Consider the following 16,923-nt stretch of genomic DNA (forward strand, 5'->3'; position numbering starts at 1 on the left):
GGCGGACCCGGAGTCTGATTGTCGCTCATGGGCCGGGACCAGGAAACCCGCTTGCGGCGCGCCGTCCCGTGTCGCACACTCGCTGGTGCCGGACCTCACCGTGGCTCTGACTGCGCCCACACGCGCCTACGAGGATCCCGGCCGGTGCATGTGCTCCGGAGCGGGGCAGACGGTGGACTGCGCCAGGCGCCCGAGGGCTTGGTCAGCGTGGCATTCCGCTGGCCGAGACCGTAGCCGTCGCGACCAGCGAGTCCCTCAACTCCCCGAGGAACTCCTTCAGCACTCGCCGCGGCTCCGCGTCGAAGGAGGACGATGGCGGGACGACCTCCTCAAGGAGCAGGGACTCGATGGGTATCGTAAACGGGGCCGCGATGTGCGACTCCTCCGCGCGATTCTGCAGGCGCAAGACGGGCGCCTTCTGTCCCTCGGTTCGAGGTGTTGGCCGGGTCACGACGCAGAAGCCGGCTGCACCCTGCCACAGAAGGTCTCCGGTGCGGAGCTCTGCGGCGCGGATACGCGAACGCAAGGTTGGGAGCGTGATGGCGTTCGCCGCCTCCTCAAGGCGAAGGAGCGCGTGGCCCCGTTTCAGCATGCGCTCCCAGGCCGCGCGCACATCCGATGCGGTCACGCCAACGATGCCAGTATGGGCGAGCAGTACCTTGAGCTCCTTCGCCACGGCCACGTCATCGCCTGCATCCCAGAGCCAGTGCAGTCGAGCAACCGCGAGCGCGACCGCCAGGTGGAAGCGTGCCGACTGCGTGGTCGCCTCCGAGGGAGCGACGGCGAAGGCCCATCCGAGAAGCGCCGCCGCCAGCTCAGGCGAGCGAAGGGCAGCGATGAAACCCGCTGCGTCCTCGGCGTGGCGCAGGCGGTACTCGAGCCAGCCTCGGTTCGCGTCAGGGCTGCCTGTGAAGAACAAGGCCGACCAGATGCGGTGCGTGGTCTGGAAGAAGGACGCGCTGTTGAACCAGCCCTCTCGAAGGCCGGTTCTCAGCAGGACTGCTGCAATCTTGAGGTCTGCGGCAAGCTGGTCCGGGCGCCGTTCGGCCAGGAACGACTCCTTCGTCATGGCCTGCTCGATCTGCTCAAGAACCTTCTGGATTCGATGCTTGTCCGCATCGGTCGGCGGCGCTGGAGCGACTCGCTTCGCCGGCAGCACCTCGGGACGGTCAACCGCGTCGTCCCCGTCGAGCTCGTCGCTGACGTCGGTTGCCACTTCGGTCGCGGCTCCCGCCGGGTCGCCAATGCCGAACCAGCGGAGCAGGAGTTGCTGCAGCGAGCGCTCGCTTCCACCCTCCAGCTTCACCGTGAGCTGGCTGAGCTCGTTGAGTTCGGGGGCCTCGTAGCTGTTCGAGAAGACGTCAGCGAAGGTGAACGTTCCTTCGCCCGCACCGGGCTTGTCCTCCGGGGAGCTGGCCGTTCGAGCGCCCTCGCGCGTTGGCATGTAGGACAGATGCTTGCAGAAGACGTCCATGACGTCCGCCCAGGCTGAGGCGTTCCACGAGCCGGGTTGCACGCGGGCCCTGATGCTGTCCGCGAGGCTCCGACCCCGTGCGGATGCCCGAAGGTGCCGTTCGTGATCGATCCAGGTGGGAGCCGACCACACGAGGCTCTCGTCGACCACGGCCTCAAGCCTGACCGAGCGGGGCTCGAACGCGCACACCACGCTCAACACCCCGGGCTCGGAGAGCGAGAACCGAACCGCGGCTCCGTCGATCTCGCACGTGCGAACATCCGCGCGCGGAGGCGTGAAGCCGAGCAGGAGGCCGCCAGCATCGAGTCGCGCGGCGAGGACACGGAGGGCCGTGTCGTTCACGCCGTGGTCGCCGTCCGGCACCTGCTCCAGGAGAGGCACTGCGTCCGGCAACTTCACCAGCTCGCCGACGAAGCTGTCCCCGAAATCCGGTGCCGCCATCCGACGCACAGCCATCAGCTCGGCATTGCCCGCTGGGCCGCTTGCGGTCAGGGCTGCACGAGAACAGTTGGCGCTGCCGGCGAATACCAGTACCTGCTCGCCTTGGCGAAGGCCGTAGAACTTCGCGTGGATGAACGCGGCACGCTTCTCACCACCGACCGAGACATGCTCGAACGACGCGTGCCGCAGCGTCGCCTTGCCTGCGGCAGCACCGAACGCCTCGCGAGTGAGCGTGGTTCCCGCGGGTTGGCAGAGAACTGTTGCGTGTGCTGCCTCAGTCCCCTGGATGAGGTCACGCAGCGCCGCGCCTTCGGAATCGAAGTATGGCGAGCAGATCACCAGCTCGTCGACGGCGCCCGGTCCCTGAGCCGCGCGCATGGACTGGAGCAGGGACTGCCCGCTCCCCACGCGACCGAGGAGGTTCTGCGAGGTCGATGGGCGGTCGTCGGCCAGCCACCGGCGCGTCGTCGAGTCGAACGCCTCCGACAGCTCGTCGACGATTGCGTCGCTGAGCGGCACACGCTCAATCACGTTCTCGACGTAGCGCCTGAACTCGACGAAGGCTGCGGAGCCATCGGCGACAGCGTCGAACCGCGTCCAGACCTCCGCGTTCTCTCGCCATCCGCCGAACGTGAGGTTGCCGCTACCCACGAAGAGCGTTGCGTCCTTCTCCCCTGACAGCAGCACGGCCTTCGGATGGAATCGGAACCCTGGAGACATTGCGACGGGCACGACCCGGTAGCGCACGCCGAGGCCATCGAGCACCGGTGCTTGGTGGGCGAAGGACTCCGCGGCGCACTGTGCATCCACGAAGACGGTGATCGTCGGATGTCCGCACTTGCGGAGCGCGGCCAGCGCGACGGTCTGCAGGAACACGAAGTCGAGGTTGTACGTGAGGACGATTGCGTTCGTGATGTCCTTGGCCGCGGCGATTGCCTTGAGAAGATCGCTCCTCATGGCGCCAGCCTCGCGGCGAGGCCGCGTCCATGGCCGGAGAGCGCGAACCTGCCGCCGTCCGCGCGGTCGAGCACACCGATGTCCGCCCAGATTCCAAGGACATTGCCCAGACGGTCGCCGCTGAACCCGGCCGCGACCGGTGTCCCGGTTGGCCGGAGCAACGCCCCTTCGGGGTAGAACCTGAGCGAGCACTTCTGGCCCTGGCCCATCTTGCGCAGCGTGGTCGCGAGATGTGCCTCGACGACGACCTCACGCAGGATGCGCTTGAGGGCTGCGGAGAGGGACATGGGTCCGGCATCCTCGAGCACGCTGAACGTGCGCTCGAGATAGCTGTGGCGAGAAGGAATCTGTCCGGCGGCGCGAAGCGCAGCCGTTTGCTGCTTCGCCGCCAGCAGCAGGGCGCAGGCGTAGAGCGCGCGCGGACGACTCGTCAGGGAGCGGGCCACCGTGTGGCGCAGTGGGGCTGCGAGGAATGCGTCACTTCGGACGCCAGCAGTGAGTTCGAGCACAGTGCCGCGGAAGGCAGAGGCGCTCCATCCGGTGGCGGTGGAGAGCACCTCGGGGAGCGGAGCCTCGTTGTCCCACGAGTCGACGACTTGACCGACCGTGGCCTCCGTGAGGTCCATCAGCGTGTCGGCCAGGCAGCTGAGGAGCAACTCGATGCCAAAGTGCCCCCTGCGCCGAAGCTCATATTCGGCCCACGCGGCTCCCACTGCGCTCTTGACATTGCCGCTGGCCGCGGCTCGATACGCGTCGAGGATGAGCTCACTCGAGGACATCGGGCGGTCGCCGAGCGCTCCGAACACCCACCGGCTCGTTGCCAGGAAGCGCTCGTACGTCCCAAGGACCTCGCCGGTCTTTACATGCGGGTGAAGCAGCGCGTCCTCCAGGAGGCCTCGCTCCTCCTCGACGGCTCCGAGGTTGTTCACAGAGAAAAACCTTGCTTCGGCGTCCAGTGCATCGAGGGTGAGGCTACCGCCCTGCAGGATGCACTCCGTCACGCGTGATGTGCCCAGTGCCCTGTTTCGCGCCTGCTGAAGGGACTGCCCCCGCGGCGGGATTCGTACGGGCGCGTCTTCACCGCCGGTTTCCAGGAGTCCAAAGGCGCGACACGGCATGACGTACGTGCCGAGCGACGCGCCGCCGCGATCTGCGGGGATGGGCACGGCTCCGGTGTTCTTGAGCTGCGTGAGGGTCTCGTCGTGAAGGTCCGAGCCGAGTACGCCGAAGGTCCCTCCGCGGTCGCTCGAATCGACGTCCCGCACAGATGCGGCGAGCACGACGAACTCGAGCCGCCGAAGAACGGCGTCGAGACCGTCCTCGTCGTGGCTGGCCGCACCCGCTCCGCGGTGCAACTGGAGGGCGTAGTGCTCGGCGAGCACCCAGGGGAGGAGCGAGAGGTACCGAGCGCGGAACGAAATGGTCGTTATCCCGGAGACCCACTGGCGTTCGATGCCTTGGTCGAGCTGACGGAGCCCGAGGACATCGAGGCCCTTGATCTTGTCGCGCTCCCCTGAGTTCCAGAACGCCTGCATGGTGTCCTTGCCGCGGCGATGGCACTGCCCGCAGCGGTGCATTCTCTCAGGTGGTGCCCGTCTGGGAAAGGCGGCGCGCCGGACTATCCCAGCCCCGGCTCATGGCTGCCTGGACGGTGGTGTTGCGAGCAGCAGCCGGTACCGCAGGCCGCCGTTTCGCACGGGGAGGCTTCGTGCATCGGGCAGGTCCAGAGCCTTCACCAGCGCGGGCTTGTCCGAGAGGATGACCGCCGCGCGTGGCGCCGGCAGCGCCTCCGCTTCCGCGTAAGTGTTTCTTCTTTGCCAGGCGTTCTTCAAGTTTGCGACTGATTGCTCGCCCGATGCGACCGTCCACCGGGCGCGGTTGTCACCTCGTCCGGGTGGCGCGTCGAAGCGGCAGCCTTACGCGGCCCGCTGGGAGGCTCGGTTTCCGTCGAAAGCTCGTTCGCACTGGCGGCCTCGGCAAAAAACGGGGTGATTCCACCTTCGTCGTCCGGCAGGTCAAAGTCCCTGAGTCTGTCCCCTGCCTCTACGAGCGCCTGTTGAACTTCCTTTACCGCGTCTGCACTGGAGTACGGCCCCAACTGCGCCAGCCGCGCACGTATGACGTTTTCTAGTTCGGCGGCCGTGGCGCAGCGCTCAGCGGGGTTGCGCCGCAACAGCGTGTGGAGGATGTCCCGAAGTGGCACCGGCAACCCTACCGCCGCGCGCTCCACGTCCTCGGAGCGGTAGGCCATGGCGCACCAGATGGCGTCCTCGGCGAACGGCGGCAACTCCGTCACCATGGACGCCACCGAGGCCGTGAGTGCCTGCTCACGTTCCTCTCTTGATAGCCGCGCCTCCACGTCCTCGATGCGCAAGTGGCCCGGATCGTAGAGGTGCCGCCCGGTAGCGAACTCCAGCAACGTGAGGCCCAGGGAGAACAGGTCCGCCCGAGCGTCCACCACCTCCCCCAGCAACATCTCCGGCGCGGCGTAGAGGACTTCGCCCTGGGGACGCGGGAGCGAGGTGGCCAGCCGCCCCGCCAAACGCGAGAGCGCCACGCCGAAGTCCGTCAGCTTCACCTGCCCGTGGGGATCCAAGCGAATGCGGGCCGGGTTCACGTCGCGGTTGACGATGCCCAACGGCACGCCCGCGTCATCCGTGCGCGTGTGCGCGTAGTCCAGGGCAGCCGCGACTTCCGCGCCCACGTAGAGGATGAACGCCTCGGAGAAGTAGCGACCGCACGCCTGAGCCACGCTCAGTAGCGTGTTGAGCGTCAGCCCCTCGACGTTCTCCATCGCCACGCACAGGCCGGACTCCATTTCAAAAAGGCCGTGGATACGGGCAATGCGCGGGTGCTGGAGGTACTGCGCCAACCTGACCTCTTCCTCCAGCCGAGCACGGGTGCGCCGGTACTTCTCGGTCATATTCGCCACTTGCGGCACTGGCACGCACTTGAGCACCACGCCGGGGCCAAGCCGCTGCGCGGTGCGGGTCTGGGCGAGGAGGATGCGCTCACCAACGCGGCCTTGCCCCAGGTCCCGGAAGAACTCGTATGAGGTGTCGCCATTCGTGAATAGGACAACGCCCCCGGCACGCCGAGAGTCAGACGGATTGGACATGGGCGGGAATCTCCGGTGCCGCGCGAGAAGGAGTCGCGCAAAGGCAGGCACAAGGTAACGCCAGCCCATCCCGTGAGGAACGACGTGATAGGTCAAAAGACTCGGATATCTCGTTCACCATGAGTGAAGAGAAGGGCTTCAAATTGCAAAGGGGCTTTACGCTCTCCGAGAGAACTACGGCCAGCGCTCGACGGCATAGGCAGGGAAGGTCCTAGGGATCCGAACCGCCCCCGGCTTGGAGTCATCCCCCTTCTCCACGTACCCCTTCTTTCCCAGTACGACGCAGACCGGGACGGTGCGGCCATCGGGGAGTTGCGCCTCGGTGTAGCGGCCCACGGCCACCTCTCCACCCGTCCACAGGTAGCCCGACAGCAACGTGCCCGCGGGCATCCCTTTGTGGCTGCTGTATAGCACCAACCCGGTCACAGGGCCGTCAGAATGGACCCCTTCCCCCCGCGAGTCCATTTGAGCGCCGGGCTGGTTCCTGTCCACGGTGAGCGCCACCGAGTAACCCGGACGCAAGAGCAACCCATCCTTGCGCTCCCAGTTGAACATGACATCGCGCGCCTCGGCGGGACAGTCAGCGGGTTCAGGACGCACCTGGGCACCCGGGCAACCCAACTGGAGCGCGGCGGCGGCCGTCGCACCCGCGCACGTCTTGAGGAAGGTCGCCCACGGCGACGGAGGCCAGCTCGGACGTGAGGCGGGGACCCTCGGCTTCATGGCGGTGGAATCAGAGGGGAGGGACATGGGAGGGGGAGCGCGCTTCACGGGAGGGCTTTCCTTCTGAACAGGGGCGGGAGGGGGCAAAGCTACCCCAGGGGACGACGCGGCGGGCGCTGGAGGAGAGGTGGCGGCCACGGCGCCGAAGCCTGCGTCCCGAGTAATGGAAGGTGTCGCGCTCCCCCTGGCCTCTGGAGAATGCGCTACCGGGGGCGCGGAGGGGCGCAACAGCGCATGACCAGCCAGGGCCGCCATGACGAGCGCCACAGCGGCTATCGCGACCGCCCAGCGCCTCCGTGGGGGCCGGGGTGCTACTTGCAGCTCCTCCTCCGGTGCAGGGGGCGCAAGCTGGAGGTGCGGTGCGGGCACATGCAAGGGCACCACCCACTCAGTACCCTGTTGAGGCAGCAACGCATCCAGTTCCCGGCGCATGACTTCGGCCGTAGGCGCTCGCTTCTCCGGCTGGCGGGCAATGAAGTGCAGGGCCGCAGTGCTCAGCGGTTCAGGCACTCGCGGATTGACGGTATGCGGGGCGGGTGGCGGCCACTGGCCCCCTACCAGCACACGCGGCGGCTCGCTGGCTGGCTGCGCATTCGTCAACACGTCATAGAGGCAGATGCCCAGCGCGTACACGTCATCGGTCGCCTTGAACTCGTAGCGCGCGCCGTGCTCGTCCCCGTGGTCGCGCAGGAAACGCGACGCCTCGGGAGAGCGATAGCGACGGGTGCCAGGCGGCAGCGGCGTGTCCGTCAACTCCGGGGCCAGCGTGTAGTCTCCCGCGCTGAAATCCAGGATGAAGGGCTCGCCGTCAGAGGCTCGCACGAGGATGTTGCCCAACTTCAAGTCCCGGTGAAAGACGCCCCGCTCGTGCAGATGGGCAAGGGCCGCCGCGAGCTTGACGAACACGCGCACCACCTCACGCGCCGTCGGGTGCATCTGCTCCACCCACTCGCCCAACGTGTAGCCCTCCACGTAGTCGAGAACGACGTAGATCCAGCCCTTTGTCACGTCAGGCCAGCGCCCGTGGGCGTGGACGCGTACAATGTTGGGATGGCCGCTGACCTGGACGAGGCACACCATCTCCCGCATGAGTCGCGCATCCGCCTGCTCCGCGTCTCCGCTGCTGGCGCGGTGCATGGCGATCTTCATCGCGAAGCGCTGGCCGTCCTTCTCTACGAGGTAGACGGCGCCATAGGTGCCCGAGCCCAGCAGCCGCACCACACGCCAGCCGTCTACCATCTGCCCGGGTTGCAGGTGCGCCGGACTTATCGCGGTCAACATGCGAAGCGGTTCTAGAACGCGAAGCGTGGGATGAGAAGGCGCCGGGCTCCCGCGCTGTCGCGAAGTTCCAGCCGGAGGAATGCGCCGACAGGCCAGCGCGGAGTTCCGGTTTCCACCACCACGAGGGCCCTCCCGCCTGGCTCGATCAGCAGCTCCCGCATGTGCACCGCGAGCACGTTGATGCGCTCGCCGCTCGCGACGGTGGCGAGCTGCGCCTCGGCAGGCGTCCAAGGCTCCGAGCCGGTGTTGTGCACCCGAAGCGCCAGTGCTGCCCACCCAGTCGCCCGAAAGACAAACACTTCCTCGGGCATCAAAGAGCCCGTGGGCTTGCCCCTCGCCATCTCGAGCCTTCCGGCCTGAACTCCAGTCTCGTCCAGCAGGCCCGCGAAGATCATCCCGACCGGGCCGCTCGCCGCGCTGCGCCGCCGAAGCCCTTCCAACTCGGCCTCCTTGGCTGCACACGCGGCGCGCACCTCGTCCAGCTCGGCCTGCACCGCCTCTGCCGTGCGCGGCAACCGCGACACCATGACCTGGCCGTCTACCTCGGAGCCGTGCGTGACGAGCGAGAACACGGCGCGGGGCGGGGCCAGGTCGTCCGCAAAAGGCACGGTCAGCGTCACACTCTGCCCGGACGCCACCTCCATTGCCGGACGCAGAACGACGGTGCGATTGGTGGCCTCGAACAGTGCGAAGCGGCCCCCGGAGTCGTCGAGCGACACTGAGTCGCGAACCACGGGCGAGTCGAACTCCAGGGTGGTGAGGTAGTCGGGCGCGACGTGCAGCTCTACCGGCTTGTCGGCCGTGGCCACGGAGAGCGCCACATGACGCCGCTTCAACTCGCGCCCGCGCGGGGCTTCCTGGGCCATGGCCTTCGCGCCCAGCAGGGGGACAGACAGCAGAACGAGCCGACGGGGGACAGAAGGCACCAGCAGACTACCTCCGAAGAACTGCGCCCAACCTAGCAGGTAACGCACGGGTTCCGGTGGCCTTCGCACTCCCCACCGCAGGGGGCCGCTTCAGCAAGATTTCGGGGGGGTACGAGCTGCGAAACCCTGCTAGGAGCCTGGGCGAGCGTCTGCATGGAAGGTCCGCCGCTATCGGCGTGCCCGGGGCCGGGCGGACGCCGTAGCGGGAGACTTCATGAAAAGGCAGCAGCCTGGAGCGCGAGCCACGTCCTGGTGGCTCGTGATGGGTCTATTTGCGGGAGCAGCATGTGGAGACGCCTCGAGCCCGGCTCCGGCGGACACACGTTCCCAGATGCAGTCACGGCCGGGGGCCCTGACCTTCGCCCCGGACCTCGTGGTGACGAAGGTGGCCGCCCCCGAAAGCGTCCGGCTCGGCGAGTTCTTCCAGCTTTCGGTGACGATGTGCAACCGGGGCACGGCGCCCATCCCCGAGGACTATTACAACTGGCCCCAGCTGGAGCTGGTCCTCTCCATGGACGACAGCCTGTCCATGTCGGGCGGCGACATCCCTCCGGCGAACGACCAGACGCGGATCTCCTCCATGGGCGTGCCCATGATGGACCCGGGGCAGTGCACGACGGTCCGCATGAATGCCTACGCGGAACTGCCCGTCGATGCGCAGGGGCAGGAGGGCGCCTACTACCTGGGCGCCATCATCGACTACGACGGGCGCGTGGCTGAAGCGGACGAGACGAACAACATCTTCGTCCACGGCCGGATGGGCGTGGGCTCCCGCTCGGACCTGGTGGTGAAGGCGGTCACGGGCCCGGCCAGTATCCGCTCGGGCAACTCCTTCACGGCGGGCGTGACGGTGTGCAACCAGGGCACGGAGCCCACCAACACCGCCTCCTCCGTGGAGGTGTATCTCTCCATGGACGACACTCTCACGCTGCCCACGGCCCCCGCCACGGACCAGCGGCTGATTGGACAGGTGCCCGTCCCGGGACTGAACGCGGGCAGTTGTGTCACGAGGAACGTGCAGGTCGCTGCGTCGCTGCCGCAGGACGCGCAGGGACAGGAGGGGGCCTACTACCTGGGCGCCATCGTGGACCCCGCCCAGGCCGAGCAGGAGCTGCGCGAGGACAACAACGCCCACGTGTCCGGGCGGATGGGTGTGGGCAGCCGCTCCGACCTCGTGGTGGCGGAGCTGAAGGGGCCCGCCGACGTACAGCACGGTGCCAGCTTCACGGCCGAGGTGACGGTGTGCAACCAGGGCACGGAGCCCTCCAACTCCGCGCTCGCCGAGCTGTACCTCTCCATGGACGACAGCCTCACGCTGCTGGACCCGAGCACGCCGCTGCCCACGGACCAGCGGCTGATTGGCCAGATGCAGACGCCGCCGCTGTATGCGGGGCAGTGCGTGACGCGGAGCGTGCAGGCCCACGCGGTCCTGCCTCAGGACGCGCAGGGCGAGGGCGCGTACTACCTGGGCGCCATCGTGGACCCCGTGCAGTCCGAGCCGGAGCTGCGCGAGGACAACAACACCTTCGTCCGCGGCCTGCTGGGCGTGGGCACGCGCGCGGACCTGGTGGTGACGGCGGTGACGGGCCCGACCAGTGCCCAGGAGGATGCCCAGTTCACGGCCCGCGTGACGGTGTGCAACCCGGGGACGGCCCCCAGCAACCCGTCCCTGGTCGAGCTCTACCTGTCCATGGACACCGAGCTCGCGTACCCGTCCCTCCTGCACATGCCCTTCGACCAGCGGACGATTGGCTCGGTGCAGCTGCCCTCCCTCGTTCCTGGACAGTGCCTGACCCGGAGCGTGCCGTCCTTCGCGCATCGCCCGCTGGATGGGCCGTTCGAGGGTGGCGCGTACTACCTGAGCGCCATCGTGGACCCCTACCTGTCCGAGCAGGAGCTTCGCGAGGACAACAACGCCTTCGTGGGTGAGCTGATGGGTGTGGGAGGCGCCCCGGACCTCGTGGTGACGGCGGTGACGGTGCCGGCCAGCGTGCGCGACGGCGACCCCTTCACCGCCACCGTGACGGTGTGCAACCACGGCGGGGGATACCCCTTCGGGACCGGCCAGGTGGACCTGTACCTGTCCACGGACGCGACGCTCACGGTTCCCAACTCCCAGGGCCCGGGCCTGCCTGGCGACCAGCAGTGGGTGGGCTCGGCACAGCTGCTCTACCCCTACCGGGGACTGTGCAAGGACGTCCGCATCCAGGCCTCCGCGCTGCTGCCGCAGGAGGCGATGGGCGCGCCGGGTGCCTACCACCTGGGCGCCATCGTGGACCCCCAGCAGGCCATGCAGGAGCTGCGTGAGGACAACAACGCCTTCGTCGGTGGCCTCGTGGGCGTGGGCTCCCGCTCCGACCTCGTGGTGACGGCGCTGAAGGCCCCCGCCAGCGTGCGCGACGGTGCTTCCTTCACCGCCTCGCTGACGGTGTGCAACCAGGGCACGGAGCCCGTCTCCGGCGGGAACAGCCAGGTGGAGCTGTACCTGTCCACGGACGCGACGCTCACGGCTCCCAACACCCACGGCCCGGCCATGCCTGGCGACCAGCGGCTGATTGGCGCGCTGCCGGTGCCCTCGCTGTTCGTCGGACAGTGCGTGACCCGGGACGTGGAGGTCTCCGCGCAGCTGCCGCAGGAGGCGATGGGCGCGCCGGGCGCCTACTACCTGGGCGCCCTCGTGGACCCATACCAATCCGTGCAGGAGCTGCGCGAGGACAACAACGACTTCGTCAGTGGCCTCGTGGGCGTGGGCTCCCGCTCCGACCTCGTGGTGACGAAGGTGACGGCGCCGGCCAGTGCGGCTGACGGAGCCCCCTTCACCGCCACCGCGACGGTGTGCAACCAGGGCACGGAGCCCCTCTCCAGCGGAACCCAGTTGGTGGAGTTGTACCTGTCCACGGACACCACGCTCATGGCTCCGAACGCCATGGGCCCGGGCATGCCCGCGTTCACCGACCAGCAGCTGATTGGCTCCGCGAACGTGCACACGCTGTTCGCCGGGCAGTGCAAGGACCTGAGCATCCAGGCCTTCGCGCAGCTGCCGCAGGAGGCGATGGGCGCGCCGGGCACCTACCACCTGGGCGCCCTCGTGGACCCGTACCAGTCCGAGCAGGAGCTGCGCGAGGACAACAACACCCTCATCGGAGGCCTGCTGGGCGTGGGTGCGCGCGCGGACCTGGCGGTGACGGCGGTGACGGGGCCGGCCAGCCTGCGTGAGGGCGACGCCTTCACGGGGACGGTGCGGGTGTGCAACCTGGGCACGCAGCCCAGCTCGGGCCACCAGGTGGACCTGTTCCTGTCCATGGCCCCCACGCTGGCGCTGGCCTACACCGCGGAGCACAGCTGGCTCACCGACCAGCAGTGGCTGGGCGGGGTCCAGATGCCCGGCCTCAACGTCGGGCAGTGCATGGACGTGCACGTCAACGCCCAGGCGCAGCTGCCGCAGGACGCGATGGGCGCGCCGGGCACCTACTACCTGGGCGGCATGGTGGACTCCTGGAACTCCGAGCTCGAGCTGCGCGAGGACAACAACGCCTTCGTCGGCGGCCTCGTGGGCGTGGGCATCCGCTCCGACCTCGTGGTGACGGAGCTGAAGGGGCCCGCCAGCGTGCGCGACGGTGCTTCCTTCACCGCCACCGTGACGGTGTGCAACCAGGGCACGGAGCTCACCTCCAGCCAGCCCCGCGTGGAGCTCTACCTGTCCATGGACACCACGCTCACGCTGTCTGCTTCGCCGGGGCAGCCCACGGACCAGCAGGCGATTGGTTACGTGGACCTGCCCCCGCTCGCCGCAGGGCGGTGCGCGACCCGGAGCATGAGCGTCAACGCGCACCTTCCGCCCGACGCGATGGGGAACGCGGGCCGCTACTACCTGGGCGCCATCGTGGACGCGCACCACGCGGAGACGGAGCTGCGGGAGGACAACAATGCGTTCATCGGGAGCGCGCTGGGCGTGGGCAACCGCCCGGACCTGGTGGTGACGCAGGTGACGGCGCCTGCCAGCGCGGTTCCCGGTGCGCTCTTCACGGCCTCGGTGACGGTGTGCAACCCGGGCACGGAGCCCTCCGCCCCGACGCAGCTGGAGCTGTACCTGTCCCTGGACACCACGCTCACGCCCCAGGCCGCTGGAGCTCCAGGCGGACAGCTCATGGACCAGAGCCTGATTGGCGCCCTGACCCTGTCGTCGCTGCAGCCGGGTCAGTGCGTGACCCGGGACATGACCGGCGGCACGAACCTTCCGCCCGGGGCGACCGGGAACGAGGGGGCCTACTACCTGGGCGCCATCGTGGACCCGTACCAGTCCGAGCCGGAGCTGCGCGAGGACAACAACGCCTTCATCGGCGGCCTCCTCGGCGTGGGCCACCGCCCGGACCTGGTGGTGACGGCGGTGACGGGCCCGGACAGCGTGCGCATCGGTGACACCTTCACTGCGCAGGTCACGGTGTGCAACCAGGGCACGGAACCCACGGGTGCGTATGGCCAGGCCCTGGTGGACCTGTACCTGTCCGTGGATACGACGCTCACGGCTCCGCCTCCGGGGTCGTCACCGGGGGCGATTGCGGACCAGCGCCTGATTGGCTCCCTGCCGCTGGCGCCGCTACAGCCGGGGCAGTGCGTCACTGGCAGCCTGGCGGTGCCCGCGGACGTCCCGTCGGCGTCCCTCCCCAGCAACAGGACCCTCTACCTGGGCGCCATCGTGGACCCGTTCCAGCTGGAGACGGAGCTGCGCGAGGACAACAACGTCTTCGTCGGTGACCTGCTGGCCGTGGGCCACCTGGCGGACCTCGTGGTGACGGAGGTGAGCGCTCCCGCCAGCGTGCAGCATGGCGCGCCCTTCACCGCCACCGTGAAGGTGTGCAACCTGGGCACGAAGGAGTCCGGCGGGTGGATGACGGAGTCGCGGGTGCAGCTGCACCTGTCCACGGACACCACGCTGGTGATGCCGGGGCCCAACCCGGCTCCGTTGCCCGACCAGCTCATGGTGGGCTCGAGGTACGTGAACGCCATCGCCCCGGGGCAGTGCGAGACCATCCCCGTGCAGGCCACGGCGAACCTGCCCCCGGAGGCGCTGGCGGATGGGCCGGTCTACGTGGCCGCCATCATCGACGGGATTCAGGCCGAGGAGGAGCTGCGCGAGGACAACAACATCACCGTGGGCGGCCTCATGGGCGTGGGCAACCGGGCGGACCTGGTGGTGACGGAGCTGAGTGCCCCCACCAGCGTGCGTGACGGGGACCCGTTCACCGCCACCGTGAAGGTGTGCAACCAGGGGACGACGCTCACGGCGAACCCCTACGGCACGCACGTGGAGCTGTACATCTCCATGGACACCACGCTCACGCAGCCAGAGTCGGGCGCGCCGTGGCCCTCGGACCAGCACCTGGTGAGCAACGCACAGGTCGGGCCGCTGGCTGCGGGGCAATGCCTGACGCTCACCCTGCAGGCGTGGGCGTACCGTCCGCCCGCGTCGCAAGGCCCCGGCGCCTTCTTCCTGGGAGCCATCGTGGACCCGGCGGGGGCGGAGCCGGAGCTGCGTGAGGACAACAACGCCCGGGTGGACTTCGCGCTCGAGCTGACCTCGCCATAAGGCTTCACCGCGCGGAAGGGCGGGAGCCACACCGGCTCCCGCCCCACCGGCCCGGCGCACAGCCCGCGTGTCATCCGTCAGCGCACGGCCGTGGCAACCGTGCGCGGGGAGTCATCGGCTCTTGCTCTCGAGCCACGCCTTGGTGAAGAGGTTGGCCTCCAGGGCGCGCAGGTCGATGGACTTGATGAGGACGACGGTGGAGTTGGCCTTCTCCACCTCGTCGTAGAAGCGAATCTCCTCGGGGTACCAGACGTCCGCGCCCTTGGACTCGCTGAAGAGCTTCTTCCAGCGGGGGTAGAGCACGGTGCGCATCTTCCGGCCGGACAGCGCGTACTCCTCGCGCTTGAGGACGTTGGTCGTCTCCTTGTCCACCCAGAGCTTGACGACGGGGTAGGCCACGTCCACGCCGGCCTTCGCCTTGAGCGACAGCAGGTTGGCCGAGTACTTGCCCAGCTTCGCCTCACCCTCGAAGGACGGGTCGTACTCCTCGGCCAGCCGGGACTCGTCGAAGTCGGCCCGGCGGCTGTCGGTGCCGGCGATGCGCTCGCGCTCGGTGCGCCGCTCCCACTTGCCCACGTTGGGGTCGTAGCTCCAGAGGTTCTTGTCCAGCCGCAGGTAGCCCTTGCCGGCCTCCGCCTTGGGCCGGCTGAAGAGAATCATCAGCTTGTCGTCCGCGTCGCGCCGGTAGACGAACGCCTCGCGCACGGTGTCCGTCTTGTCCTTCTCCTTCTGCTCCAGGTAGACGAGCGCCTTGTAGTCGCCGCCATTGCGCTGCCGGTCGTCGATGGTGGCCAAGAGCTTCGTCATCTCCGCCGGCTCCAGGGCCAGCGCCGCCGGAGCGGACAGCAGCGCCGCGGTCAGCACCGCGGCGGACAGCAGGTTCTTGAGGCTCATGTGCGTTTCACCCGATGTGGTGCATCGCCGTCACGGGCTTCATGCGCGCGGCGAGGAAGGAGGGAATGAGCGAGATGAGCGTGGTGCACACGGTGATGAACACCATCGCGCCCACCACGGCGCCGGGATTGACGGCCAGGCTCAGCGTGTCCGACATGATGAACATCGCCACCACCTCGGGCACGGCCATGCCCGACGTGTTGATGGCCAGGCACACCACCAGCCCCACCACGGCGCCCGCCAGCGTGCCCAGCGCGCCCAGCATCATCGCCTCGAAGACGAACATCACCAGCACGCGCGTGCGCTGCATGCCGATGGCGCGCAGCGTGCCAATCTCCCGGGTGCGCTCCCGGATGGCAATCCACAGCGTGTTCATGATGCCCACGCAGATGATGACCAGCAGGACGAAGATGAGTACCCCCGTCAGGCCATTGAGCGCGGCCAGCGTCCAGCTGATGAAGCTGATCTCGTCCTCCCAGTTGGTGATGTCCAGCTTCTGCCCCGTCCACGCCTCACGGTTCACCACCTCGAACTTGAACCAGTAGGCGCGCGGGTCGTTGTCCATGACCTCATGGCCCGCGTCCGCCAGCGTCTTGCGCAGCCGGGCCTGGACCGCGGGCACCTGCTTCACGTCCTTCAGGTACACCTGGATGGCGCCGGTGGCGTCTTCGCGCAACTGGTAGAGCGAGCGCAGGGTGTTGGAGGGGACGTAGACGTTGAAGTCGCTCATCATCCCCACGTTCGCCGCGACGGCCACCACCCGCACGTCCACCGTGTTGCTGGTGCCGCGCATGGTGGGCGCGGCGAGGGTCAGGGTGTCGCCCACCTTGACCTCCAGTCGCTTGGCCTGCTTCTCGAAGATGAGCACGGTGTTGGGCTCGGCCAGCCCATCCATGGAGCCCTCACGGACCTGGATGACCTGGCGGAAGCCCGGCTCGGCCTGGATGTCGATGCCACCCAGGCCCAGCTGCATGGAGCTGGCCTCGCTCACCACGTTGGCCCAGCCGCGCCCGCGGTGGACGATGTAGTCCACCTCCGGCACGTCCTTGCGGATCTGCTCGATGATTTTCGGGTAGCCCGTCACGACGGGGGCGGCCTGGCCGGCCGACACCTTGAAGAAGCCGGCCACGTTGACATGGCCGGTGGACAGCGTGGTGGCCGAGCGCAGCATCATCTCCTTCATCCCGGTGGACAGCCCCATCAGGAGGACGAGCAGCGCGGTGACGCCGGCAATGGCGCCGCCCAACAGCAGCGTGCGGCGGCGGTGGGTGGCGAGGTTGCGGAATGCGATGAGGAAGAGCTGGAACATGGCGTCACTCGTCCGTCTGCATCGCCTGGAGGGGCGAGACCCGCGTCGCGAGGAAGGCGGGATAGAGGGTGGAAATGGCTGAAACGACGAGGACGATGACGAAGGCCGCCACCAGGTTGCCCGCGCTCAGCGTGGGGTAGAGCCGGGGTCCGGAGAAGAAGAAGTACGCCCACTCGTTGGCCGCGGGGATGCCGGCGCTGTTGAGGGCCGCCA

At 68.3% G+C, this 16,923-nt stretch carries 8 protein-coding genes and 1 pseudogene; 1 reads left to right on the forward strand and 8 read right to left on the reverse strand.

The features are described from left to right. Positions 1–202: 202 nt before the first annotated feature. From LXT23_RS45160 to LXT23_RS45185, 5 genes are all read right to left on the reverse strand, one after another. Entirely contained in the window at positions 203–2,872 is a 2,670-nt protein-coding gene (locus tag LXT23_RS45160) for a phospholipase D-like domain-containing protein (RefSeq protein ID WP_253986727.1), read from the reverse strand. Further along, positions 2,869–4,407, reverse strand: coding sequence for a hypothetical protein (locus LXT23_RS45165; protein WP_253986728.1), 1,539 nt, complete (start codon positions 4,405–4,407; stop codon positions 2,869–2,871). The genes LXT23_RS45160 and LXT23_RS45165 overlap by 4 nt, the downstream gene beginning before the upstream one ends. Positions 4,408–4,700: 293 nt before the next feature. After that, positions 4,701–5,990 (reverse strand): serine/threonine protein kinase, encoded by a 1,290-nt coding sequence (locus LXT23_RS45175; RefSeq protein WP_253986729.1) that lies wholly within the window; start codon positions 5,988–5,990, stop codon positions 4,701–4,703. A gap of 174 nt (positions 5,991–6,164) precedes the next feature. Continuing rightward, positions 6,165–7,994 (reverse strand): serine/threonine protein kinase, encoded by a 1,830-nt coding sequence (locus tag LXT23_RS45180; protein WP_253986730.1) that lies wholly within the window; start codon positions 7,992–7,994, stop codon positions 6,165–6,167. Positions 7,995–8,005: 11 nt separating this feature from the next. Continuing rightward, the gene (locus LXT23_RS45185) at positions 8,006–8,860 is read right to left on the reverse strand and encodes a DUF2381 family protein (protein WP_253986731.1); all 855 of its coding nucleotides are present in this window, start codon (positions 8,858–8,860) and stop codon (positions 8,006–8,008) included. 391 nt (positions 8,861–9,251) lie between these two features. On the opposite strand from LXT23_RS45185, the gene LXT23_RS45190 reads away from it, so the two are divergent. Then, positions 9,252–14,507 (forward strand): CARDB domain-containing protein, encoded by a 5,256-nt coding sequence (locus tag LXT23_RS45190; protein WP_253986732.1) that lies wholly within the window; start codon positions 9,252–9,254, stop codon positions 14,505–14,507. A 111-nt stretch (positions 14,508–14,618) separates the two neighbouring features. On the opposite strand, the gene LXT23_RS45195 is transcribed toward LXT23_RS45190, so the two are convergent. The 3 genes and pseudogenes from LXT23_RS45195 to LXT23_RS45205 form a co-directional block, all read right to left on the reverse strand. Next, entirely contained in the window at positions 14,619–15,401 is a 783-nt protein-coding gene (locus tag LXT23_RS45195; protein ID WP_253986733.1) for an outer membrane lipoprotein-sorting protein, read from the reverse strand. Between the two features lie 7 nt (positions 15,402–15,408). Further along, positions 15,409–16,710: an ABC transporter permease gene (locus LXT23_RS45200; RefSeq protein WP_253986734.1), complete on the reverse strand. Its 1,302-nt coding sequence runs from the start codon at positions 16,708–16,710 to the stop codon at positions 15,409–15,411. 4 nt (positions 16,711–16,714) lie between these two features. Beyond that, a pseudogene (locus LXT23_RS45205) lies at positions 16,715–16,923 on the reverse strand (ABC transporter permease); the annotation flags it as partial.

This window comes from Pyxidicoccus xibeiensis, assembly GCF_024198175.1.
Taxonomy (GTDB): Bacteria; Myxococcota; Myxococcia; order Myxococcales; family Myxococcaceae; genus Myxococcus; species Myxococcus xibeiensis.

Excerpts from the sequence above, each read along its gene's own strand:
- LXT23_RS45175 (WP_253986729.1), bottom strand. The coding sequence starts at position 5,990 with ATGTCCAATCCGTCTGACTCTCGGCGTGCCGGGGGCGTTGTCCTATTC.
- LXT23_RS45185 (WP_253986731.1), bottom strand. The coding sequence starts at position 8,860 with ATGGCCCAGGAAGCCCCGCGCGGGCGCGAGTTGAAGCGGCGTCATGTG.
- LXT23_RS45195 (WP_253986733.1), bottom strand. The coding sequence starts at position 15,401 with ATGAGCCTCAAGAACCTGCTGTCCGCCGCGGTGCTGACCGCGGCGCTG.
- LXT23_RS45165 (WP_253986728.1), bottom strand. The coding sequence starts at position 4,407 with ATGCAGGCGTTCTGGAACTCAGGGGAGCGCGACAAGATCAAGGGCCTC.
- LXT23_RS45200 (WP_253986734.1), bottom strand. The coding sequence starts at position 16,710 with ATGTTCCAGCTCTTCCTCATCGCATTCCGCAACCTCGCCACCCACCGC.
- LXT23_RS45180 (WP_253986730.1), bottom strand. The coding sequence starts at position 7,994 with ATGTTGACCGCGATAAGTCCGGCGCACCTGCAACCCGGGCAGATGGTA.
- LXT23_RS45160 (WP_253986727.1), bottom strand. The coding sequence starts at position 2,872 with ATGAGGAGCGATCTTCTCAAGGCAATCGCCGCGGCCAAGGACATCACG.
- LXT23_RS45190 (WP_253986732.1), top strand. The coding sequence starts at position 9,252 with ATGCAGTCACGGCCGGGGGCCCTGACCTTCGCCCCGGACCTCGTGGTG.